Here is a 23,313-nt window from a genome sequence, read left to right on the forward strand (position 1 = left end):
TGATTGAGCGCCCGCTAGCGGGGCTGTAGCCTGCGAAATACCCGGCTAGGATCAGATCCTGGCGGGTCCATTTCCTAGCTAGCAAAGAGGTGCAATTGTGACTTCAATCAATGGTTTCGTCCCATTCATACCTGCCCAACATCCCGCTGACAAAAGCCGAATCGATAGCGACCAGGCAAGGCACAACCCCTTGGATAAAACGGCTGGGGAAGATGCCGAAGTGTTCGATGACAAGAAGGCCGGAATAAGCGCCAGTGACGAGGCTCGGGCTCAGGCCAACCGCAATCGGTTGGACGGCAACCTCCTGCCCTCGGATGAAAAAACTGTCGACGATGCTCAGCTCAACGCCAAGCGTGAGCCCATCGACTTCGAAATCAAATCTGATGGCAAAGACGGTTGGGTTAAGGTGTAATCCTGGAGTCTGCAAAAAACTACACGCCACGCCAGCGCCAAGCCCTAGCCTGTATGTGGGAGCGGTCTTGCTCGCTCCCATATCTGACTGGGCATCAACCGAAGCGCTACCAACTGCCAGAAGCCCCACCACCGCCACTGGAACCACCGCCACCAGACGAACTGCTGCTGGAGCTGGAGCTACTGGAACTCGAACCGGATCCGCCGCCCGAGCCAGATCCCGCCCCCTCGCCAACCTTGCCAAAGATAATCAGCGCGACAAACGATGCGATGGGAAACGCCAGCAGCCAGCCATCGCGCCCGCCATCGATCACCAGCCCGGCGACCACGTACACGGCCACTACCGCCCACAGTCGCACGCTAAATCCTGTACGGCTGCTCCTCCAGGTGTGCCTCATGATCAGCAGCAGCACCAGGTACAAGCCCAGCACTACCCCTATGCACAGCGGCCATAGCAGCCAATGGATAAAACTGACGTCCACGTAGTGGTCCGCCACCACCAGCCCGACGCTATAGGCCAGCAGCCCGATCACGCCGTAGAACAGCGGGCGTACCTGCCACAAGGCACCAAATGTGGCGCCGCCAATCAACAGGGTCAGCGGCATGACAAACAGGAACATCGGCCATTGTTGACCGCCACCGAGCAGTGCCAGCAACAGCGTGGCCGCCACCGCGAGGATCAAGCCCTTGCGCCAACGCAGCTTGCCGGCGGCGATCAGCACGCCACCCAGGCCTCCCAGGACAAACGCCGCCAGTATCGCGATAAATTGGGGGTTGATCCCGGGCCCGGCCACCTTGGGCAGGTCGCCGCCGTCCACCAGTACAATCAGCGCATCAACACCTTGTTGGATACCTCCGGCAAAGTCCCCCTGGCGAAACGCCGGGGTGATGCGCTCTTCGATAATGCGGTGGGCCAGCAGATCGGTGACCGTACCTTCCAGGCCGTAGCCCACTTCGATGCGTACCTTGCGGTCGTCTTTGGCCACTAACAGCAGGATGCCGTCGTCGACGTCCTTACGCCCCAGCTTCCAGGCGCGGAACAGTTGGTTGGCGTAGTCCTCGATGCCGTCGCTGCCGGTGGTCGGCACCAGCAATACCGCGACTTGCGAGCCTTTGCGTTGTTCAAGCTCGGCGAGTTGATTTTTCAAGCGCTGGGTGGTGGTGGAGTCGAGGGTGTTGGTGAGGTCGATCACCCGTTGGTCGAGGGCCACCCCGATGGGCGAAGTGTCAGCCCGGGCCAGGCTCATCAGACCGACAATTAACAGGGCCAGCAGGCTCAACACCGATTGCCGCAGAATCATCACCATGCTTTGTTACCTGAAGTTTCTTCCTGAAGGCGCCGACTTTACCTTATCGACGTATAACACGTGACCCCAGGCCTTCGACTATCTAAACTGCCGCCACGCCCACATAGCTATTTGCCATCTACGAGAACGCCATGGATCTATGCCAACGCAACAATATCAGCGTGAAGGGCCATGGGCCTTCGACCCTGGTGTTTTCCCACGGCTTTGGCTGCAACCAGGCGATGTGGAATTACTTGGCGCCGCACTTTCTCGAGCGCTTTCGCGTGGTGCTCTATGACTTGGTCGGCGCCGGCCGGTCGGACCTGAGTGCGTTCGACAAAACCAAATACAGCCGCCTGGATGGCTATGCCCATGATCTGAACGAAATTATCGACGCCTACGCCGAAGGCCCGGTGATTCTGGTGGGCCATTCAGTCAGCGCGATGATCGGCACCCTTGCCGACCGTTTCGCCCCCGGGCGCATTGCCGCGCATGTGATGATCGGCCCATCGCCGCGCTATATCGACAGCGAGGATTATGTCGGTGGCTTCAAGCACGACGATATCGACGACCTGCTCGACACCCTGGACAGCAACTACCTGGGCTGGTCCAGCGCCATGGCCCCGGTGATCATGGGCGCGCCCACGCAACCGACGTTGAGCACCGAACTCACCGAAAGCTTCTGCCGCACCGAGCCGGACATCGCCAAGCAGTTCGCCCGCGTGACCTTCCTCTCGGACAACCGCCAAGACGTGCAGGGCCTGGCCACTCCGGTACTGATCCTGCAATCGAGCGACGACCTGATCGCGCCTGTGGCGGTGGGTGAATTCCTGCATGCCGTGATGCCCAACAGCACCTATTGCCTGGTGGACAATATCGGCCATTGCCCCCATATGAGCGCGCCCCAGGCGTGCGCGGCGGCGATGGACGCGTTCCTGGCACCATGGGCTGCTGCCGATGCCTGACTCGCTGTTTGACAGCGCCGCCTGCGCCCTGGCCGTGACCCGGGAGGACGGTACGATCCTGCACGTCAACCCGCGCCTGAGCGACTGGCTCGGGTTCAGCGCGGCCGAGTTGCAGGGGCGCAGGTTCCAGGACCTGCTGACCATTGGCGGGCGGATCTTCTACCAGACCCACCTGGCACCAATGCTGCGCATGCATGGCAGCGTCAACGAGGTGAAGCTCGATATCCGCCATTGCGCCGGGAATAAAGTCACCGTCTTGCTTAACGCCAACCAACGCCAGCAGCCCGATGGCGTGGTGCATGACCTGGCGCTGTTCGGCACCACCGACCGTGACAAATACGAGCGCGAACTGCTCAATGCGCGCAAGTTGGCCGAAGCCCTGCTCCAGGAAAAAACCGCCACCGAACTGGCCTTGCAACAGGCCCAGGCCGAATTGAGCGAGGCCTATGCCATCGCCCAGCGCCGGGCGTTGTTCGCCGAACAGATGGTGGCGATTGTCAGCCATGACTTGAAAAACCCGCTCACCGCCATCCGCATGGCCTCGGACTTTCTCCAGCGTGGCGAGCGTACGGCCAAGGAGCGCCAGTTGCTGGGGCATATCGGCCAATCGTCGGAACGCGCCCATCGCATGATCGCCGACCTGCTGGACTTCACCCAGGCCCGGGTCGGCCAAGGCATCACCATCAAGGCGGTTCCGCTGGATCTGCACAATGTGATCCAGCATGCGGTGGACGAACTGCGCGTAGCCTTCCCTGCCGCCACGCTGGTGCACCACGCCGAAGGCCTTGGCCAAGCGTGTCTGGATGCCGACCGGGTGCAGCAGATCATCGGCAACCTCGTCGCCAACAGCGTGGCCTATGGCGACCTGCTGCAACCGATCACCATCACCTCGCGCCTGGGCGACAACGCCTGTGCCGTCGCCGTGCACAACCATGGCCCGGCAATTCCCGAATCACTGCTGGCGGGGCTGTTCGAACCCATGACCCGTGGCACCGACCAGGGCAGCGATGTGCGCAGCGTCGGCCTGGGCCTGTATATCGTGCGCGAACTGGCCAGGGTGCATGGCGGCGATGTGGCGGTGCGCTCCTGTGCGATGGCCGGCACCACCTTTACCGTGACGTTCTAGTAAAGGTGCGCGGTGCCCTGCATGATCGGTTCGACACGGCCGGTCAGCAGTAATGGGGTTGTTCTGGCCACGGCGGTCGATGATGATGAAGTCGTCGCCGTGGGCGTGCATCTTCACGAACGGCAAGGTCATGGGCGCAGGTCCTGTTGTCGAAGTGAAGCAGTTCTAATAACACTGTAGGAGCGAGCTTGCTCGCGAAAATCGTGAAGACGACACGTTTTACCTGCAAGTACGCGTTATCGTTGACGTTCTTCGCGAGCAAGCTCGCTCCTACAAAGGATTGATGGTCATGCTTATCGTATTCAGCGGCCTGCCCGGCAGTGGCAAGACTACGATTGCCAGCCAACTGGCGCGACAGACCGGCGCGGTTTACCTGCGCATCGACGTGATCGAACAGGCACTGCGTGATGCCGCGGTATTGGCCGGCGATGTGGGTGCCAGTGGCTATGGCGTAGCGAATGCGCTGGCGCTGAGTAATTTGCGCTTGGGGCAGCGGGTCATTGCCGATTGCGTGAACCCGGTCAAGGAGAGCCGCCTAGCGTGGCAGACGGTGGCGACGACAGCGGGGGTAGAACTGATCAATATCCAGGTGGTGTGTTCTGATCAGCAAGAGCACCGGCGCCGTGTGGAAAACCGTGTGGGCGATGTTCCCGGGCTGGCGTCGCCGACCTGGCAGTCGGTGCTGGTGCATGAGTATGAAAGCTGGGATGAACCGGCGTTCAGGCTTGATACAGCGCGGATGACGCCGGCACAGACAATCGCGACAGCCCACGCACATTTGTTCAATGTGGGAGCTGTCGAGCTTTAGCCGGATTCAGTCGGGGAAATTGCCGCGCAACGCCTCAAGACCACCGTTATAGACGCCGGCAAACAACTCCTCCACCGCCGCGTCCGTAGTGTCTGCCACTGGGGTGAACACGCCGGACCAGGTCACTTTCGCCGACGTCTCAGTCAGCGCTTCAACCTGCAAGGTCGCCAGATAAGCACTCACCGGAAACGGCGACGCCTCAATGGTGTAGCTGTAGGTGCGCGCCACGTTGTCGAAGCTCTGCAAGCGCTCGACGATCTGGCCACCGTCAGCCGTGGTCAGGTGACGCACACGACCACCTTCGCCTGGCTCGCTCTTGGCGATAAAGGGCAGCCAGTCGGGCAGGCTGTTGAAGCCGCCGATCAGTTGCCAGACGTGGTCGGCCGATGCCGGGATTTCAATCACAGAAGATGCTGTTGCCACGATAAATACTCCAAACAGAGAAAAATCAGATCGCCATGCTGTCGACAACGCCGCCGTCGACCCGCAACGCGGCACCGGTGGTGGCAGACGACAGCGGTGAAGCAATGTACGCCACCAGGTTCGCCACTTCATCCACATTGGCGGCGCGCTGGATGATCGAGGTGGGCCGCGCATTACGCACGAACACATCGGCCTCCTCCCGTGCACTGCGCCCGGACTCGGCCGTAGCGTCCTTGAGCATCTGCTCCAGGCCGTCGGTAAAGGTCGGCCCCGGCAGGATCGCATTCACCGTGACCCCGGTGCCTGCCAAGCGCTTGGCCAAACCGTGGGATACCGCCAGGTTGGCGCTTTTGGTCACGCCGTAGTTGATCATGTCGGCCGGCGTAGCCACGCCGGACTCCGACGACACAAAGATCACCCGGCCCCAGCCCTGCTCGACCATGCCCGGCGCATAATGGCGCGACAGGCGCACGCCGGAGATCACATTGACCTCATAGAAGCGCGTCCACTCGCTGTCTGGCGCCTCGAAGAAATCCACATCGTTAAAGATGCCGAGGTTGTTGACCAGGATATCGGCGCGAGGTTCGGCAGCGAAGAGTTTCTCGGCGCCCTCAAGGGTGCCAAGGTCGGCCACCAGCCCACGCAGGTCGGCGCCGGGCACCACCTGGCGGATGCTGGCCAAGGCGTCGTCGACCTTGCCCGCGTCCCGGCCGATCACCACCACCGTAGCACCGGATTGCGCCAGCGCCTGACTGATGCCCAGGCCGATACCGGCGGTGCTGCCGCTGACGATGGCTACTTTGCCGCTCACATCGATTTTCATGCTTAGACTCCTTAAGAATTAGAGGGGCAAAGGCGCACGGTCCGATATCAATCGGGCCTCGCGCAACGCTTGCCAGAAGGCTGCTGGAATCTTCTCTGACAACGCGGCGACATCTTCGGCAATCCGTCCCGGACGACTGGCACCGGGAATCACTGCCGCCACGGCCGGGTGCGCCAGGGAAAACTGCAGCGCCGCGGCTTTCACGCTCACGCTAAACACCTGGGCGATCGCCTTGATCTGCTCGACCTTGCTGATGATTGCCGGGCTGGCTGGTTGGTATTCGAAATGCGTGCCGCCGGCAAGAATGCCGGAGCTGTAGGGGCCACCTACGACAATTTCGACGTGCTGGGCCAACGCCGAATCCATCAAGCGTTGCAGGGCGCGCTCGTGGTCCAGCAAGGTGTAGCGGCCGGCCAAAAGGAAACCGTCGGGCTGGGCCTCAGCCAGGTCCAGGGTCAGTTCGCAAGGCTCGACGCGATTGACACCAAGGCCCCAGGCCTTGATCACGCCCTCTTCACGCAAGCGGGTCAGCACTTTGAACGCGCCGGTACGGGCCTGGTTGAAGTGCTCCAGCCATTGGTCGCCGTAGAAGTCCTGGGCGATGTCGTGAACCCATACGATGTCCAGGCGATCGGTCTGCAGGCGTTCGAGGCTGTCTTCAATGGAGCGCAAAGTGGCGTCGGCGCTGTAGTCATTGAGCATTTTGTTCGGCAGGCCGTGTTCGAACACGCCGCTTTTTTCGCCGAGGTCGCGGGAGCCGGCTTCGACTTCATCCAGAATCACCCGGCCGACCTTGGTGCTGAGCACGTAGTCATCGCGGTTGTAGTTAGACAGGGCCTGGCCCAGGCGGATTTCCGACAGGCCCGAGCCGTAGAAGGGTGCGGTGTCGAAGTAACGCACGCCGTGGTTCCAGGCGGCCTCGACGGTGGCTTGGGCTTCGTCCTCGGGAATGGCGCGGAACATATTGCCCAGGGGCGCGGTGCCAAAGCCCAGTACGCCGGGCAGTTTGTCTTTCAAGCTCATGGTGGGGTCCTCAATCGGTTCAGGGGGGTTACCGTTGAGCAGATCCTAGATTGCGTTAGTTAGACCGTCCAAGACATACTGCGACCAACTTGAGTCCCCATAGGTCTTACATGATCGATCTACGCCAACTGCGCTACTTCGAAGTGGTCGCCGAGGAAGAACACGTCGGCCGCGCCGCCGAGCGCCTGCACATCTCTCAATCGCCCCTGAGCCGCCAGATCGCCCAGCTCGAAGAGCGGCTGGGCCTGACCCTGTTCGAGCGCAGCCAGCAGCGCATCCGCCTGACCCGCGACGGCCAGACCTTCCTGGCCGAAACCAAAGCGCTGCTGACCCACGCCAATCGCCTGGAATCCCTGGGCAAGCGCCTGGGCCGTGGGGAAGAAGGCGGCTTGTGCATTGGCTATATCGAAAATGCCATGCATGCCGGCGTACTGCCCAATGCCTTGCGCATCCTGCGCGATGATCGGCCCACCGTGCACATCAAGCTGTATAACCTGCCGTCCCTGGAGCAACTGGAGGGCCTGCGCCAACGCAGCCTGGACATCGCCCTGGTGGGCGAACCGCCTGCCGCCGACGACCCGGACCTGACCGCCTTGCAAGTGCTCGACGACCCGATGCTGCTGGCCCTGCCCGAACAGCATCCACTGGCCAGGCAAAACGAGTTGCTGCCCCAGCACCTGGCCGAACAACAATGGATCGGCGTGCAGCGCAAACCCGGCGCCAACCCCGCCGATGATTTCGTCGCCGCCTGCATCCGTGCCGGGTTCACCCCGCAGATTCCCATGGAAGCCAGCGAGCCCTTTACCGCATTGGGCCTGGTAGCCTCGGGGCTTGGAGTGGCGATGGTGCAGAAGGGCCTGAGCCGCAACGCACCGCCCGGCGTGGTGTTGCGTGAGCTGCCATGGCTGAGCTACACCACACCGCTGTGGGCGGCGTGGCACCGGGTCAACCTGCGACCATTGGTGGAAACGTTTCGCAAGGTGCTGACTGAACCTACCGCTATCTAACTATGTGGGAGGAGGTTTGCAGCGATATAGGTGGGTCAGTCAACATCCCTGTCCCTGAACCACCGCTATCGGGAGCAAGCCCCCTCCCACATTTCAACCGCGTTTTGCCTGAATAAATGCGATCAACTGTGGGAGGGGGCTTGCCCCCGATGAGGGAGTGTCAGCAAGCATATCCGTGACTGACCCACCGCCATCGAATCATCACACCAGCCCCACATTTCTAACGTGCCAACCTCTCCATGATCCCCGCCGAGTTGACGAAAATCGCAATCCCCACAAACACCAGCCCAATCGCAACCCACTGCCCCAGGCTCAGCTGTTCGCCGAAGAACACATAGGACGTGAACAGCCCCGACACCGGTACCATCAACAACAACGGCGCCATCCGCGAAGCCGGGTATTTCTTCGTCAGGTTGTTCCATACCCGGTACCCGACGATGGTAGTGATATAGCACTGGAACACAATCGAGAAGCCCGCCCCCCAGGTCAGGTCGGTGACCAGGTGCGTGAGCGGCTCGGCCCCCTCGAACCACAAGGTCATCAACAACAGGACGGGGATCGAAAACAGACTGGACCAGACGATAAAGGCCACCATGTCCTCAGGCTGGTTGACCTTGACGATCAAGTTGCACAACGACCACGACAGCGCCGCCAGCAACACCAGCAGAATGCCCAGCGTGGTCGAGGCGTGTGCCGACAGGTGCAGGATCATGAACAGCCCCAGCGCAGACAACAGCATTCCCGCCCCGTGGCCCCTGCTTATGGGTTCCTTGAGAAACAACCGGCTCATGATGAGGGTGAAGAACGCACTGAACTGCAGGAACACCGAAGACATTCCCGCCGACAGCCCGTTGTGCATGGCTACGTTGACCACGCCCCACAGCCCGGCACCGAACAGCACGCCATAGGCAGCCAACAAGACGTAGGAAACACCCTGCGGCTTGGGAATGAACATCACCAGGGGCAGCGCACAGAAGGTGAACCGCAGCAGGGTCAGCACAAACGGGTCCAAATCCTCCAGGCCCAGGCCAATGACCGAGAAGTTGGCGCCCCAGATTATCGTCACCGCCAGCCCTGCGACTAGATCGGATTTACTCAGGCGCATGGCCCTTCCCCCCCGTTATGCCAGCGTCTTGGGCGGCATGGGGACTGTCTATAAGCGTCTCCCTGGACCGCAGCTTATGCGGGGCGCAATTTACGCAAAGATTTGCACGCGGGTAACTAACCGTACGGTCAGTAGGCAAGGGACGGAAAAAGTGTCTTGAAAAAAGCCCTTCCGCTTTTCGCCACACTGCTCCGCCCCTTTAAACACCACCTGGGGTCAGAGCATCTCGCGTAACCGATACCACAACATGCCCAGCGCCAGCAGCGGCGAGCGCAGTGCCTTGCCGCCCGGGAAGGTCATGTGCGGCACCTGGCTGAAGATATCCAGGCCGCGGCTGCTGCCGGCGTGAATCGCTTCGGCCAGCAGCCGTGCGCACCAGTGCGTTACGTTGAGGCCATGGCCGGAATAGCCCTGGGCATAGAACACATTCGGGTACTGCTGCAGCCGCCCGACCTGGGGAAAGCGGTTGGCGGTGATGCCGATCTTGCCGCCCCACTGGAACTCGATGGCGGTGTCGGCCAGTTGCGGGAACACCTTGAGCATTTTCGGGCGCATATACGCGGCGATGTCCTGGGGATCGCGCCCCGAGTAATGGCAGGCGCCACCGAACAACAGGCGTCGGTCAGCGCAAAGCCGGTAGTAATCCAGCCCGACCTTCTGGTCGCACAGCGCCAGGTTCTGTGGGATCAACTGTTGCGCCACGTGCTCAGGCAGCGGCTCGGTAGCGATAATGTAACTGCCGGCCGGCAGCACCTTGCCGCTCAAACGCGGCTCCAGGTCTTCCAGATGCGCATTACACGCCAGCACCAGTTGGGCGGCGCGCACAGTGCCCGCGGCGCAGCGCACCTGCACGGTGTCGCCATGGATCAGTTCCAGAACTTGCGTGTGCTCGAAGATCTTCACGCCAAGGGCCTCGGCCACCTGGGCCTCGCCCAGCACCAGGTTGAGCGGGTGCAGATGCCCTGAGCCCATGTCGACCAGGCCACCGGCGTACACCGTCGAGTCCACCACCTGCGCCATGTCCTGGGGGCCGACCAGTCGCGTTTCATGGGCGTACCCCATGGCCGCCAAATGTGCCTGTTCGCCCTTGAACGCCGCGAACTGTACCGGCGTGTTGGCCAGCTCACAGAAGCCCCAGCGCAGGTCGCAATCGATGCCATGCTCGACAATGCGCTGGCCCACCAACGCCACCGAGTCGATGCCGGCCCGCTCCAGGTAACGCACGCCCTCCTCACCCACGTATTTGGCAAACCCCGAGACATCATGGCCGATGCCGCGGATCAACTGCCCGCCGTTGCGCCCACTGGCACCCCAGCCAATGCGCCGAGCTTCCAGCAGGATCACCGAGAGCCCGCGCTGGGCCAATTCGATGGCGGTGTTGACCCCGGTAAAACCGCCACCGATCACACACACATCGGCGCTCAGGTCTGTACCCAGGGCGGCGCGCTCAGGCAATGCGTGGGCCGAGGCGCGGTAATAGGACTGGGCGTGGTCATGGGACAGCATCATTTGTTGGTCTTCACTTTGCTCCAGGCGCGGGTCATCAGGCGCATGGTTGCCGGCGTCGGCGTGGTGGAAATATAGAGTTTGTCGAGCACTGCCTGGGGCGGGTACACCTCGGGGTTGTCCACCAGTTCCGGGGCCATGAACGGCTTGGCCGCCGGGTTGGCGTTGGCGTAACCCACTGAGGCGCTGACCTTGGCGATCACTTCAGGGTCGAGCAGGTAGTTGATAAAGGCGTGGGCCTGCTTGGGGTTGGTGGCGTCTGCCGGGATCGCCAGCAGGTCGAACCATAGGTTGGAGCCTTCCTTGGGGATCGAGTAGGCAATGTTCACGCCGTTCTTGGCTTCCTTGGCGCGGTTGGCGGCCTGGAATACATCGCCGGAATAGCCGAACGCGACGCAAATATCGCCGTTGGCCAGGTCCGAAATGTACTTGGAAGAATGGAAATAGGTAACGTACGGCCGCAACGTCAATAGCTTGGCCTCGGCTTGCTTGTAGTCCTCGGGGTTCTCGCTGCGTGGGTCCTTGCCCATGTAGTTGAGGATCGCCGGGAACAGTTCGTCCGCCGAGTCGAGGAAGGCCACACCGCACTGGTTGAGTTTCTTGATGTTCTCGGGCTCGAACAGCACCGCCCACGAATCGATATGATCGATGCCCAGCACCTGCTTGACCTTGTCGACGTTGTAGCCGATGCCATTGGTGCCCCACAGGTACGGCACCGAGTGGGCGTTACCCGGGTCATTCTGCTCCAGCAACTCGAGCAGCTTGGGGTCGAGGTTCTTGAAGTTGGGCAACTGCGCACGGTCGAGCTTGAGGAACGCACCGGCCTTCACCTGGCGCGCCAGGAAATGATTGGACGGCACCACCACGTCATAGCCGGTGCGCCCGGCCAGCAACTTGCCCTCCAGGGTTTCATTGGAGTCGAACACATCGTAGATCACCTTGATCCCGGTTTTCGCCTGGAAATCCGCCAAGGTGGTCTCGCCAATGTAATCAGTCCAGTTATAGACGCTGACCGTCGGCGCGGCCTGCCCTGCACTGCTGAATGCCGCCACCAGGGCCAGCGGGAAAAGCTTGTTCACAAGACGCATATCGTCACCCCTTTTATGATTGTTTTTAGACACTCAATAGCAGGAACTCACGCTCCCAGGAACTGATCACCCGCTTGAAATTCTCATGCTCGGCGCGCTTGACCGCGACGTAGCCGCGCACGAACTTTTCTCCCAGGTACTGCTTGACCGTGTCGCAGTCCTCCATGCGCGCCAGGGCATCCTCCAGGGTGAACGGCAGGCGCAGGTTGCGCCGTTCATAGGCGCGGCCTTCCACCGGCGCACTGGGTTCGATCTGCTCGATCATGCCCAGGTAGCCACACAACAGGCTGGCGGCAATCGCCAGGTACGGGTTGGCATCGGCGCCCGGCAAGCGGTTTTCCACGCGCATTGCCTCCGGGCTTGAGGTGGGCACACGCAGGCCGACGGTGCGGTTCTCTTCGCCCCACTCGACGTTGACCGGCGCCGAAGTGTCCGGCAGAAAGCGGCGGAACGAGTTGACGTTGGGCGCAAACATCGGCAGCAGCTTGGGGATGTATTTCTGCAAGCCGCCGATGTGATGCAAAAACAAGGGTGTCATGCGGCCGTCGGCATCGACGAACACCGGCTTGCCGGTGGCGATCTCCACCACGCTCTGGTGCAGGTGCATGGCACTGCCCGGTTCATCGGCCACCGGCTTGGCCATGAAGGTCGCGGCGACGTTGTGCTTGAGCGCGGCCTCACGCAGGGTGCGCTTGAATACGGTGATCTGGTCGGCGAGGTCCAGGGCATCGCCGTGGCGAAAGTTGATTTCCATCTGCGCCGGGCCGTCTTCGTGGATCAGCGTGTCGAGGTCCAGGCCCTGGGCTTCGCACCAGTCATAGACATCTTCGAACAGCGGGTCGAATTCGTTGGCGGCGTCGATGGAAAACGATTGGCGCCCGGTTTCGGCGCGCCCGGAACGGCCTATAGGTGTCTTCAACGGCAGGTCCGGGTCTTCGCAGCGCTGGGTCAGGTAGAACTCCATTTCCGGCGCGACAATCGGCTGCCAGCCCTGGTCGGTGTAGAGTTGCAAGACTTTCTTGAGCACATTGCGCGGCGACAGTTCGATGGGGTTGCCCTGCTTGTCGAAGGTGTCGTGGATCACGATGGCAGTGGGTTCGATGGCCCAGGGCACCACGTAGGTGGCGTTGGCCACCGGGCGGCAGATCATGTCGATATCGGCCGGGTCGAGCAGGTCGTAGTAGATATCGTCGTCGACAAAGTCCCCGGTTACCGTTTGCAGCAACACACTTTCCGGCAGGCGCATGCCTCGCTCATGCAGGAACTTGTTGGTGGGTGCAATCTTGCCGCGCGCGATGCCAGTCAAATCACTGATCACGCATTCGACTTCGGTAATCTTGTGTTCTTTCAGCCAGGTGGAGAGCTGATCGAAGGGGGCGTTCATAAGGACCTCGTCTTGGGTGGGATGCGACGCCGGCTTGTACTTGCGGCGCATTGAGGTCTATCTTGGGCCAGCCTTCAAACCGCATCTATCCACTTTGCACGCAGCACAACGCACCAATAGAGTGCGCACGGATCACCCATGACACAGGCAACCGCTTTGCGCGTACAGGCCTTCGCTACCGGCGATGTGGCCGCCCAATGCAGTGCGACACCCGGTTGGGTGCAGCAGTACCAGCAGATGTCCCCCGGGCATTTTGCCGGGCGGGTACGCTACCTCGACCTGCAAGGCGTGCAGGTGTACGAGGAGTGCATGAACACCCGCGTGGAACAGCAGTTCAACGCACCATCCGGGGCCCTGGCGTTCTGTTTCGACGGCAGCGACAACAGCCTGTATATGCTCAATGGCGAAAGCCGCAACACCTGGATCACCCCGGAAAACTACCGTGAAGTGGCAGTGGTGTTCGGCCCGCAGTTTGTGCAGCGTCATGGGCTGGACGTAGCAAAACTTGAAGGGTTGTTCATGGCGCCGCTGAGGTGCCAGCAGAACGCACTGTTCACCCGCTGGCTCAGTGGCACGCTGACGCGTCTGTCGGCACTGACCGACCCCATCAGCCGCGATGCCCTCACCCAGCAACTGCTCGACGACTGCCTGTTTATCCTCGACAACGCCTGCGTGTGCCTGGACCGCGGTTCATTGCAAAAGCGCAGCGAGGCACGCCGGTTGATGGCACGCATCGGTGAATGGACGGCGGATGCGCCGGATGAAAGCGTCAACCTGCTGGAACTGGCGCAGATTGCCGGCGTACCGTTGCGCCAATTGCAGCAAGGCTTCAAGACCTATACCGGAATGAGCCCGGCGCAGTGGTTAAGGTTGCGCCGGTTGAATGGGGCGCGGCGGGAGCTGTTGAGCGCGACGAACACGACGGTTGCCGAAGTGGCGATGAACTGGTCGTTCTGGCATTTGGGGCGGTTCTCTAACAGCTATCGAACATTGTTCAAGGAACTGCCCAGCGAAACGCTCAAGCGCTCACTGTGAAATCCAGTCATTTGTGGGAGGGGGCAAGCCCTAATGCCAGTCAGTTAGGGCTTTTTTGTAGGAGCGAGCTTGCTCGCGAAAAACTTACAGGCGCCGCGTTCATTCAGCAAACACGCGTTATCGTTAACGTTCTTCGCGAGCAAGCTCGCTCCTACCGAAGGCGATGACCGCTTAACTGACTGGCATTAGGGCAAGCCCCCTCCTACATTTGGCTGCATTTCAAGGCTGGGATTTGAGGAAGGTTGCAATCAGTTGGTTGACCTGTTCCGCCGCTTCCAACTGCACCATATGCCCCTGGCCGGGCAGGACCTCCACCTGGGCCTCCAGGCCCTGGGCATGGCCGGCCGGGATGATTGCATCGTCACTGCCCCAGATCACCAGGCTCGGTTGCTGCCCCACCACGTTGCGCAAATCCAGGCGCTGGCGCCCGCCTTCAAACAACTGCGCATTGAGTTGCTTCAAGGCCTGATCCACGCCTTCCAAGCGCTTGAACTTGAGCATGTCCTCCAGCATCTGCCGCGTCACCAGCGCCGGGTCGCTGAACAGTTGCACCAGTTGCGGCTTGAGCGCATTACGGTTGTTGGCCTCGGTAAAACCGTGCAGGTAATCGCCATTGATAGCCGCACCCAACCCGGCGCTGGCGATCAGGGTCAGGGAGGCAACGCGCGCGGGTGCCTGGCGCGCGACCGTCAGACTGACCAGCCCGCCCATGGAGTGCCCGGCCAGGTGCACACGGTCGAGTTGCAGGTGATCGAGCAAGGCCAGTACGGCCTGGCTCAGTTCCTCGGCGTTTCCCGTTTGCAGGGCCTTGCCCGACTCGCCATGCCCTGGCAGGTCCAGGGCGATCACCCGGCGTTCGGCGGCCAGGGCCGGTTGGTTGAACAGCCAGTTGTTCAAGTCGCCGCCAAAACCATGCACCAGCACCAGCGGCGTAGCGCCTTCGCCCAGGTCGAGATAGCGCAACAGGCGCCCGCCCACCTCGATCTTCTGCGCACTCGGCCCGGTGGCTTCGGCTTCGGTGCGGCTGGAGACAAAGCCGGCGTTGAAGCTTTCGATCACCGCATCGATCTGCGCCTCGCTGGCCTCACCTTCCACCACGATCCCCAACAGCGCGCCCACCGGCAAGGTCTCGTCGCTCTGCGCCAGCACTCGGCGCAATACACCGCTGAACGGCGCCTCGACACTGCTGGAGATCTTGTCGGTTTCCACGTCCAACACCTCCTCGCCCTTCTCCACCCGGTCGCCGGGCTGCTTGAGCCAGACATCGATGCGGCCTTCGGTCATCGACAGCCCCCACTTGGGCATGGTCAAGGTATGGATCATGCGGCACTCCTCCTGTCGGCGATCTTCAGCACCGCGGCCTCGATCTTCGCCGCGTTGGGGATGTACAGGTCTTCCAGTGCATCGGAAAACGGCACCGGCGTATGCGGCGCAGTAACCATCTCGATCGGCGCACGCAGGAAAGAAAAGCCCTGCTGGGCCACCAACGCACTGATGTCGGTGGCGATGGAACAACGCGGGTTGGACTCGTCGATCACCACCAGGCGCCCGGTTTTTTCCACACTCTCAAGGATGCTGTCTTCGTCCAGCGGGCTGGTGGTACGCAGGTCCAGCACCTCGCAGTCGATGCCCTGGCGCGCCAGGTTGGCGGCGGCTTCCAGGGCGACGTGCACCATGCGCCCGTAGGTCACCAGGGTCACATCGCGACCTTCGCGCACAAAATTGGCCTCGCCGAACGGCACGGTGTAGAGCTCTTGCGGCACTTCGCCTTGCAGGCTGTAGAGCATCTTGTGTTCGAGGAAGATCACCGGGTCGTTGTCGCGGATCGCCTGGATCAACATGCCCTTGGCGTCATACGGCGTGGCCGGGCAAACCACCTTGAGGCCGGGAATGTGCGTCCACATCGAGGTGAGCATCTGCGAATGCTGGGCGGCCGCGCGCAGGCCGGCGCCGTACATGGCGCGCACGACCAGCGGCGTGGTGGTCTTGCCGCCGAACATGTAGCGAAACTTGGCGGCCTGGTTGAGCAACTGGTCGAGGCAGCAGCCGATAAAATCGACAAACATCAACTCGCACACCGGGCGCATGCCACGGGTGGCGGCGCCGACGGCCATGCCGACGTAGCCGACTTCGGACAACGGCGCGTCGAGTACGCGCTCCGGGAACTCAGGGTAAAGGCCTTTGGTCACCCCCAGCACACCACCCCAGGCGTCCTGCTCGCCGGGCGAACCGGTGCCGCCGGACACATCCTGGCCAATAATGAACACGCTCTGGTCCCGGCGCATTTCCTGGGCGAGGGCTTCGTTGATTGCCTGCTGATAGCTGATTTTGCGAGCCATGGGATTTTCTCCACCTGTTGTTGTTATTAGCGGTAAGCGACGTAGACATCACTGAGCAGGTCGGCGGCCTGGGGTTTGGGATCGGACTTGGCCAGGCGCACGGCGTCGTCGATCAACTGCGCGACCTCGCCGTCGATACGTTCGAACTGCGCGGCATCGAGCCAGCCTTCGGCATTGCAGCGCTGGCGGAACAGGACGAGGCAGTCGTGGGATTCGCGCAGGTTCTTGACTTCATCCGGGCCGCGGTAGGTTTGCGCATCGCCTTCGAAGTGGCCATAGAAGCGGCTGAGCTTCACTTCCACCAAGGTCGGTCCTTCGCCCTGGCGTGCGCGCGCCACCGCCACGCCCAGCGCCGTGTGCACCGCGAAGAAATCATTGCCATCGACAATCACCCCCGGCATGCCAAAGCCTACTGCCCGTTCGGCAATGTCCTTGCACGCCACCGACCAGCCGGAACCGGTGGCCTCGGCATAGCCGTTGTTCTCGGCGACGAACAGGCACGGCAGCTTCATGATCGACGCCAGGTTCATCGCCTCGAAGACCGCGCCCTCGTTGGCGCCGCCGTCGCCGAAGAACGCCACGGCCACGCCCTGGCTGCCCTTGAGCTTGGAGGCCAGCGCAGCGCCTGCCGCCAACGGCGCACCGGCACCGACAATGCCGTTGGCGCCGAGCATGCCCTTCTCCTGGTCGGCAATATGCATGGAGCCGCCCTTGCCGCCGCACACGCCGGTTTTCTTGCCGTAGATCTCGGCCATCATGCCGAACACATCCACGCCCTTGGCAATGCAATGGCCGTGACCACGGTGGTTGGAGGCGATGCAGTCTTCATCGTTGAGGTGCGCCATGACCCCGGCGGCGCTGGCTTCCTGGCCGGCATACAGGTGCACGAAACCGGGGATCTCGCCGGTGGCGAATTCCACATGCAGGCGTTCTTCGAAGTCACGGATGGTGCGCATCACCGTGTAGGCATGCAGCAATTGATCGGTGGACAGGTGAGTGGACATCTTGTTGTTCTCCAGGTTGTCTCGACACACAAAAGGCTGGCTGCGGCCAGCTGTAAGCGCTTGAGCACAGGCTGTGCCAAGGCCCACGAAAAACCGGCAAAGCCTTGACCCAGAGCAGTGCCGCGCGGTTGTGCCGCTGCGCCATGCCAGCGCAGAATGAGACCCGGCATTGCACGGTGCAGGCTCCGTCTCAGGCGGGCTGAGACGCTGCGTCTCAGCGCTGGCTGTTGGTCAGGCCGACCTTGTCGGTCGGCGCCCATGGGCGCTTAATGACGGGCATAACAACAAGGATCGAGAACCGGAGGCCTTATGCTCGCCGCGAACTCCAGAGAACACGTCGACTGCGTCAGTCGCGTGGTCCGCAATGCCGATCGACTGCCCCAGGCGCCGGTGCCGGCGCTGATTTTCGATTCATGGCGCCGTTCCATGGAGCAATACCACCTCGACCCCGGGTCGCTGCAGGGGCCGCGCATTCTCACCGAACCCTTGCTCAAGGAATGTCGCGAGCGCGCTGAGCTGTTCATGCGCATCGCCGGCGAAGAAGTCGGGCAACTGCACCACCGTGTGCGCCACGCCGACTACTGCGTGATGCTCACCGACGCCCAGGGCCAGACCCTCGACCACCGCGTGGACACCGCCATTCGCGGCGACTGTCGCAAAGCCGGCCTGTACCTCGGAACCTGTTGGTCGGAAGCCGAGGAAGGTACCTGCGGCGTGGCCACGGTGCTGACCAGCAAAGCCGCCGTGACCGTGCACAAGCGCGATCATTTCCGTGCCGCCTTTATCGGCCTGACCTGTTCCGCCGCCCCGATCTTCGACCCCCAGGGCAACCTGCTGGGGGTAATGGATGCTTCGGCGCTCAAATCCCCGGATGACCGGCGCAGCCAGCACCTGGTGCGGCAGATGGTGGCGCAGAGTGCGCAAGCGATCGAAAACGCTTTCTTCATGCACAGCGCCCGCGAGCATTGGGTGCTCCAGGCCCACAGCACACCGGGCTATGTGGACAGCCAGCCGGACCTGCTGCTGGCCTGGGATCAGGACGGCCGGCTACAGGCCCTGAACAGCAAGGCGCGCCAGGCACTGCGCCGGCGTTTCGGCCAGGTGCCCGACTACATCGGTGAAGTGTTCGACCTGGATGCGTTGCGCTCGGTGACGGACCAGTCGACCCAACACCTGCAATGGCTGGGCGAGCCTGGCGTAATGCATGTGCGGGTCAATACCCCGCGACGCAAACCGCCGCGAGCCATTGCGCACACTCAAGTCGACCCGCGGGTGGAAGAACACCTGCGTCTGGCCGTACGCGTCAAGGATCGCAACCTGCCGGTGCTGGTGCAGGGGGAAACCGGCGCCGGCAAGGAAGTTTTCGCTCGCCAACTGCACGAACGCAGCGCCCGGCGTACGGGGCCCTTTGTCGCGGTCAACTGCGCAGCGATCCCCGAGAACCTGATTGAAAGCGAGCTGTTCGGCTATGTGGCCGGGGCTTTTACCGGTGCATCCAGCAAAGGCATGGCGGGGCTGTTGGTGCAGGCCGATGGCGGTACGTTGTTCCTCGATGAAATCGGCGATATGCCGCTGGCGTTGCAGACACGCCTGCTGCGGGTGATGGCCGAAGGTGAAGTCGCGCCCCTGGGCGGGGCCAAGAGCCGCACGGTGGACATCCAGGTGATCTGCGCCAGCCACCGCGACCTGGCCGCGTTGGTCAGCGACGGGCGTTTTCGCGAAGACCTGTACTTCCGCCTCGGCTGCGCGCGCTTCTGCCTGCCGCCGCTGCGCGAACGCAGTGACAAGCTGGCATTGATCAACCGATTGCTGGAGCAGCAAGCACGCGGCGGCGTCTCGGTGGGCATCGGCCAGGCCGCACTGGAACGGCTGCTGGGCTACGCCTGGCCGGGCAATGTGCGCCAGTTGCACCACGTACTGGCGTATGCCTGTGCCGTGTGTGAGGGCGGGACTATCCAGTTGGCGGATCTACCGGTGCAGGTGCGCGGCGAACAGGTTTCGCTGGCTGCTGAACCTAGCGTGAGCCCGGAACGTCAGGTGGTGCTGGACGCGTTGGTCCGGCACCGCTGGAAGCCGTTGCCGACGGCCCAGGCGCTGGGTATTTCCCGGGCGACCCTGTACCGCCGGGTCAACCAACTGGGCATCGACATGCCCGGCAAGCACTGATACATCGAGGTCAAACATGTGGGAGGGGCGGTGCAACTTGCTCCTTGGCAGCCTATAGCTATCTAACTGATGCACCACGATCCAAATGTGGGAGGGGCGGTGCGACGATTCGACTTGCTCCCGATGGCGGCCTGGCAGCCGACCAGGATGTTGGACTTTGACCGAGTACATATCCGTTATTTGGGCAACGGCTGCTATTGGTTCCGCTTTTACAGCGGGTCACTTTTGAAAAGCGCAAAAGTAACCAAAACGCTCTTGCCCCACCACTCGGCACCTCGCCCAGGCTCGGTGTGCCCGTAATCCGACAGGGATTTGGGGGGCCGCCGCCACGCGCCATCCATGGCGCGGGGCGGCTAAACCGGCATCCCTGCCGGTTTACCCCCCAAATCCCTGTCGAATTCCGGCCAGCGTGGTTTAACGGGGCGCCTGAGATCAAAAGCAAGATCAAGAGCGGCTCGCTTCGCATCGTGGTTACCGGGGCAAGCCCTAATGCCAGTCAGTTAAGCGGTCATCGCCTTCTGTAGGAGCGAGCTTGCTCGCGAAAAACGTCAACGATAACGCGTGTTTGCTGAATGAACGCGGCGCCTGCAAGTTTTTCGCGAGCAAGCTCGCTCCTACAAAAAGCCTTAACTGACTGGCATTAGGGCAAGCCCCCTCCCACATTTGACCGAGCAGCTCTTGAGAGATCAGCGGTAGACAAGGCCACCGTCGATCAACGGCGCTTGCCCGGTCATGTAGTCCGCATCCGGCCCGGCCAGGTAGGCCACCAATCCCGCCACATCCTCGGGCGTTTGCGCACGGCCCAAGGCAATCCCGTCTACGTACTTCTTGTAGGTCGCCCCCACTTCGGCCCCGGTAATCTCGGCCATGCGCTTGTCGATCTCCACCCACATATCGGTGCCCACCACGCCTGGGCAGTAGGCATTGACCGTGATCCCGGCGCTTGCCAGTTCCTTGGCCGCCGCCTGGGTCAGGGCACGCACGGCGAACTTGGTGGCCGAGTACACGCCCAGCAGCGCAAAGCCTTCATGGCCGGCAATAGAGCAGGCATTGATGATCTTGCCCTTTTGCTTGAGCGCCTGGAATTTCTTGGCGGCGGCCTGGATACCCCACAACACACCTTGCACGTTGATACCGAGGGTGCGCTCGACCTGTTCCGGGCTGACGTCCAGCAACGAGTCGATCTGCGCGATACCGGCGTTGTTGACGATGATGTCGAAACCGCCAAGGGTCTGGTGCGCATGCTCGACCGCCGCTACTACCTGATCACGCTTGGACACGTCGGCGATAAACACCGAGGCCTTGCGCCCCAGGGCCAGCACTTCTGCGGCCACGGCTTCAAGCTTGGCGCCATTGATGTCGACCAGGGCGATGTCGGCACCGTCCTGTGCCAGGCGCAGGGCGATGGCCCGGCCAATGCCCTGCCCGGCGCCGGTCACCAGCGCGACTTTTCCAGCAATACTCATGACAATCTCCTGCAACGATTGAGAAAGCCTTGTCTATCGCAGATGCCCGCAGGGGCTGTCGAGGCGCAAGGGGTTTGGCGTAGAGGTTGAGACGCTGTGTCTCAGCACGCGCGCGCGTACCGAACGCTTGTAAAAGCTGGCCGTTATGCCTAGCTTATGCGCCCCCGCCCTGCGCTATAAGGCCCTGCCCCATGGTTTTGCGTTTTCGTCCCGTCGTCAGTACACGTTTGGCTCTCGGCCTGCTGCTCAGCGGTGGCATCGGCAGCAGCCTGGCCGCGGAGATTGAACTGCCGGCGGTCAAGGTCCAGGGGCAGGATGAGTCCGGCTACCGTAACGAAACTGCCTCGGTGGGCGGGTTCGATGAAGCACCGCTGCTGGACACACCGGCCTCGATCACGGTGATCAACGCCGCCCTGATCAAGGACCAGCAAGCGCGCCTCCTCAGTGAAGTGCTGCGCAACGATGCGTCGGTGGGCGACAGCTATGCCCCCATCGGCTACTACGAAAACTTCGTGGTGCGTGGCTTCTCGCTGAATGCGGCCAGCAGCTACAAGATCAACGGGCGTACCATCACCGGCGAGCAGAATGTCGCCCTGGAAAACAAGCAGCAGGTGGAAGTGCTCAAGGGCCTGGCCGGGTTGCAGAGCGGCATTTCCGAGCCCAGCGGCGTGATCAACTATGTGACCAAGCGCCCCGAGGATGTACGCTCGGTAACCGTCTCTACCGATGATCGCGGCAGCGGCTATATCGCCACGGACGTCGGTGGCTGGTTTGGCAGCGAGCAGCAATTGGGCCTGCGCGCCAACGTCGCCCGTGAAGACCTCAATTCCTATGTGGAACACGCCAATGGCCAGCGCGATTTTGTGTCCCTGGCCCTGGACTGGAACATCAGCCCCGACGCCCGGCTGCAACTGGATGCCGAATACCAGAACAAGCAACAGCGCTCGGTGCCGGGTTACCAACTGTTGGGTGGCACCGAAGTACCCCACGACGCCTCGCCGAAGAAACTGCTGGGGCACCAGAGCGGCGGCAAGCAAGTGGGGATTGATTCGCTGAACCTCAACGGCAAGTTCGAGTACCGTTTCAGCGACCAGTGGAAGGGTAATATCAGCGCGGCGCGTAGCAAGGTGGTGATTGATGACTACAGTTCGTTTGCCTGGGGCTGTTATTACGTCAGCAACTGCAACGCCAACACCTTCAGCCCCGAAGGCGACTACGACATCTACGACTACCGCAGCCCCGACGACACCCGCCGCGATGATGAAGTCCAGGCGGCCATGACCGGGCTGTTCGACACCGTCGGTCTGGGCCATGAGTTGACCTTCGGCACCAGCGCGTTTCGCCGGGTGGTCGACAAGCGCGACTCGGTCAATGAATACATCGGCAGCGGCAATATCCATCAGGATGCACCGAGCTTCCCACCCACCGCCAAGCCGCTCAATGATAGCCATCGCAACCTCGACAGCCGCCAGTACGGGTTGTTCGTCACCGACCGAATTCGCTTCAATGAGCAATGGCAAACCATTCTGGGTGGGCGTGAAGTGCGCCTGGATGAAAAGGCTTTCGACAAGAACGGCACTGAGTCCCGGCATACCCAGCAGTACGTGTTCCTGCCCCAGGCCTCGCTGATCTATAAGCCGATTGAGAACATCTCGCTCTACACCAGCTACAGCAAGGGCCTGTCCCTGGGCGGCACCGCGCCGTGGTTCGCCACCAACAGCAGCGAAACCCTGGCGCCCACCACTTCACGGCAGATCGAAGCCGGGGTGAAGTACGATTGGCGCCGCATCAGCTTCGCCGCCGCGGTGTTCCAGACACGCCAGGCCTACCAGTATTCCAAGCCGGATGGCGCGGGCAACTTTACCTACGTACAACAGGGCCAGCAGAAAAACACCGGCCTGGAACTGTCCGCCAACGGCTGGGCCACCGAGCGCCTGCAAATAGCAACCAGCGTCGCGGCTATCCGCGCACGGGTGAGCAGCAGCGGCACCCCGGACTATGAAGGCCACCAGACGATCAACGTACCCAAGCTGCGCGCCAGCCTGTACGCCGACTATGCGTTGCCGTGGGTCAATGGCCTGGCGGTGCTGGGCGGTGTGCAATACAGCGCCAGGAAGTCGGCCAACCGCAATGGCACTGTGGAGGTGGGCGACTATGCAGTTGTCAATCTCGGCAGCCGCTACACCACCAAGGTCGATGGCTATGAAACGGTGTTTCGCCTGAGCGTCGACAACCTGTTCGACAAACGCTACTGGCGCGATGCGGGCGAGTACATGGGCGATGATTACCTGTTCCAGGGCGCGCCGTTGACGGCGCGCTTGAGTGCATCGGTGAATTTCTGATTCACC

At 61.9% G+C, this 23,313-nt stretch carries 20 protein-coding genes and 1 pseudogene; 8 read left to right on the forward strand and 13 right to left on the reverse strand.

Annotated elements, in window-relative coordinates:
* Positions 1-190: 190 nt before the first annotated feature.
* Positions 191-412 carry a hypothetical protein gene (locus tag QYQ93_RS17015; protein WP_338475109.1) on the forward strand — a complete coding sequence of 74 codons (222 nt, stop codon included), beginning with the start codon at positions 191-193 and terminating at the stop codon, positions 410-412.
* 106 nt (positions 413-518) lie between these two features.
* Here the strand turns inward: QYQ93_RS17015 and QYQ93_RS17020 are convergent, their stop codons facing one another.
* Positions 519-1,718, reverse strand: a complete 1,200-nt coding sequence (locus tag QYQ93_RS17020) for a TPM domain-containing protein (RefSeq protein WP_043050393.1) — start codon at positions 1,716-1,718, stop codon at positions 519-521.
* A 131-nt stretch (positions 1,719-1,849) separates the two neighbouring features.
* On the opposite strand from QYQ93_RS17020, the gene QYQ93_RS17025 reads away from it, so the two are divergent.
* Positions 1,850-2,662: an alpha/beta fold hydrolase gene (locus tag QYQ93_RS17025; RefSeq protein WP_043050392.1), complete on the forward strand. Its 813-nt coding sequence runs from the start codon at positions 1,850-1,852 to the stop codon at positions 2,660-2,662.
* Positions 2,655-3,788, forward strand: a complete 1,134-nt coding sequence (locus QYQ93_RS17030) for a PAS domain-containing sensor histidine kinase (RefSeq protein ID WP_043050391.1) — start codon at positions 2,655-2,657, stop codon at positions 3,786-3,788. Before QYQ93_RS17025 ends, QYQ93_RS17030 begins: the two co-directional genes overlap by 8 nt.
* Positions 3,789-3,833: 45 nt before the next feature.
* Here QYQ93_RS17030 and QYQ93_RS17035 read toward each other — a convergent pair.
* A pseudogene (locus QYQ93_RS17035) lies at positions 3,834-3,920 on the reverse strand (diaminopimelate epimerase); the annotation flags it as partial.
* Positions 3,921-4,077: 157 nt separating this feature from the next.
* On the opposite strand from QYQ93_RS17035, the gene QYQ93_RS17040 reads away from it, so the two are divergent.
* Positions 4,078-4,596, forward strand: coding sequence for an AAA family ATPase (locus QYQ93_RS17040; RefSeq protein WP_338475110.1), 519 nt, complete (start codon positions 4,078-4,080; stop codon positions 4,594-4,596).
* Between the two features lie 6 nt (positions 4,597-4,602).
* Here QYQ93_RS17040 and QYQ93_RS17045 read toward each other — a convergent pair whose 3' ends face one another.
* From QYQ93_RS17045 to QYQ93_RS17055, 3 genes are read right to left on the reverse strand one after another with little or no spacing between them, the layout of a single operon-like run.
* Positions 4,603-5,019, reverse strand: a complete 417-nt coding sequence (locus tag QYQ93_RS17045) for an SRPBCC family protein (protein ID WP_043050389.1) — start codon at positions 5,017-5,019, stop codon at positions 4,603-4,605.
* A 25-nt stretch (positions 5,020-5,044) separates the two neighbouring features.
* A complete protein-coding gene (locus QYQ93_RS17050) occupies positions 5,045-5,842 on the reverse strand; it encodes an SDR family NAD(P)-dependent oxidoreductase (protein WP_043050388.1) in 798 nt (265 codons plus the stop codon).
* An 18-nt stretch (positions 5,843-5,860) separates the two neighbouring features.
* On the reverse strand, positions 5,861-6,865 hold the full coding sequence (locus tag QYQ93_RS17055) for an aldo/keto reductase (protein WP_043050387.1): 1,005 nt from the start codon (positions 6,863-6,865) through the stop codon (positions 5,861-5,863).
* Between the two features lie 110 nt (positions 6,866-6,975).
* On the opposite strand from QYQ93_RS17055, the gene QYQ93_RS17060 reads away from it, so the two are divergent.
* Complete coding sequence (locus QYQ93_RS17060; RefSeq protein WP_338475111.1) at positions 6,976-7,872, forward strand: LysR substrate-binding domain-containing protein; 897 nt, start codon at positions 6,976-6,978, stop codon at positions 7,870-7,872.
* Between the two features lie 220 nt (positions 7,873-8,092).
* Here the strand turns inward: QYQ93_RS17060 and QYQ93_RS17065 are convergent, their stop codons facing one another.
* The 4 genes from QYQ93_RS17065 to QYQ93_RS17080 form a co-directional block, all read right to left on the reverse strand.
* Positions 8,093-8,977, reverse strand: a complete 885-nt coding sequence (locus tag QYQ93_RS17065; protein ID WP_338475112.1) for an EamA family transporter — start codon at positions 8,975-8,977, stop codon at positions 8,093-8,095.
* A 216-nt stretch (positions 8,978-9,193) separates the two neighbouring features.
* On the reverse strand, positions 9,194-10,486 hold the full coding sequence (locus QYQ93_RS17070) for an FAD-binding oxidoreductase (RefSeq protein ID WP_338475113.1): 1,293 nt from the start codon (positions 10,484-10,486) through the stop codon (positions 9,194-9,196).
* Positions 10,483-11,571 carry a polyamine ABC transporter substrate-binding protein gene (locus QYQ93_RS17075; protein WP_043050383.1) on the reverse strand — a complete coding sequence of 363 codons (1,089 nt, stop codon included), beginning with the start codon at positions 11,569-11,571 and terminating at the stop codon, positions 10,483-10,485. Before QYQ93_RS17075 ends, QYQ93_RS17070 begins: the two co-directional genes overlap by 4 nt.
* A 25-nt stretch (positions 11,572-11,596) precedes the next feature.
* Positions 11,597-12,955, reverse strand: coding sequence for a glutamine synthetase family protein (locus QYQ93_RS17080; RefSeq protein ID WP_046072492.1), 1,359 nt, complete (start codon positions 12,953-12,955; stop codon positions 11,597-11,599).
* Positions 12,956-13,093: 138 nt separating this feature from the next.
* Here QYQ93_RS17080 and QYQ93_RS17085 point away from each other — a divergent pair, with 138 nt between their 5' ends.
* Positions 13,094-13,990 (forward strand): helix-turn-helix domain-containing protein, encoded by an 897-nt coding sequence (locus QYQ93_RS17085; RefSeq protein ID WP_338475114.1) that lies wholly within the window; start codon positions 13,094-13,096, stop codon positions 13,988-13,990.
* A gap of 219 nt (positions 13,991-14,209) precedes the next feature.
* Here QYQ93_RS17085 and QYQ93_RS17090 read toward each other — a convergent pair whose 3' ends face one another.
* Genes QYQ93_RS17090 through QYQ93_RS17100 form a run of 3 tightly spaced genes read right to left on the reverse strand, consistent with a single transcriptional unit; the run spans position 14,210 to position 17,333 of the window.
* Entirely contained in the window at positions 14,210-15,313 is a 1,104-nt protein-coding gene (locus QYQ93_RS17090; RefSeq protein WP_338475115.1) for an acetoin dehydrogenase dihydrolipoyllysine-residue acetyltransferase subunit, read from the reverse strand.
* On the reverse strand, positions 15,310-16,329 hold the full coding sequence (locus QYQ93_RS17095) for an alpha-ketoacid dehydrogenase subunit beta (RefSeq protein WP_338475116.1): 1,020 nt from the start codon (positions 16,327-16,329) through the stop codon (positions 15,310-15,312). The genes QYQ93_RS17090 and QYQ93_RS17095 overlap by 4 nt, the downstream gene beginning before the upstream one ends.
* Positions 16,330-16,355: 26 nt before the next feature.
* The gene (locus tag QYQ93_RS17100) at positions 16,356-17,333 is read right to left on the reverse strand and encodes a thiamine pyrophosphate-dependent dehydrogenase E1 component subunit alpha (protein ID WP_043050379.1); all 978 of its coding nucleotides are present in this window, start codon (positions 17,331-17,333) and stop codon (positions 16,356-16,358) included.
* A gap of 309 nt (positions 17,334-17,642) precedes the next feature.
* On the opposite strand from QYQ93_RS17100, the gene QYQ93_RS17105 reads away from it, so the two are divergent.
* Positions 17,643-19,499 (forward strand): sigma-54-dependent Fis family transcriptional regulator, encoded by a 1,857-nt coding sequence (locus tag QYQ93_RS17105; RefSeq protein ID WP_338475117.1) that lies wholly within the window; start codon positions 17,643-17,645, stop codon positions 19,497-19,499.
* A 686-nt stretch (positions 19,500-20,185) separates the two neighbouring features.
* Here the strand turns inward: QYQ93_RS17105 and QYQ93_RS17110 are convergent.
* Positions 20,186-20,965 carry an acetoin reductase gene (locus QYQ93_RS17110; protein ID WP_043051567.1) on the reverse strand — a complete coding sequence of 260 codons (780 nt, stop codon included), beginning with the start codon at positions 20,963-20,965 and terminating at the stop codon, positions 20,186-20,188.
* Between the two features lie 191 nt (positions 20,966-21,156).
* On the opposite strand from QYQ93_RS17110, the gene QYQ93_RS17115 reads away from it, so the two are divergent.
* Positions 21,157-23,307, forward strand: a complete 2,151-nt coding sequence (locus tag QYQ93_RS17115) for a TonB-dependent siderophore receptor (protein ID WP_338475118.1) — start codon at positions 21,157-21,159, stop codon at positions 23,305-23,307.
* The last annotated feature ends 6 nt before the right edge of the window (positions 23,308-23,313 follow it).

It is taken from the genome of Pseudomonas khavaziana (genome assembly GCF_036704165.1).
In the GTDB taxonomy this organism is placed as follows: domain Bacteria; phylum Pseudomonadota; class Gammaproteobacteria; order Pseudomonadales; family Pseudomonadaceae; genus Aquipseudomonas; species Aquipseudomonas khavaziana.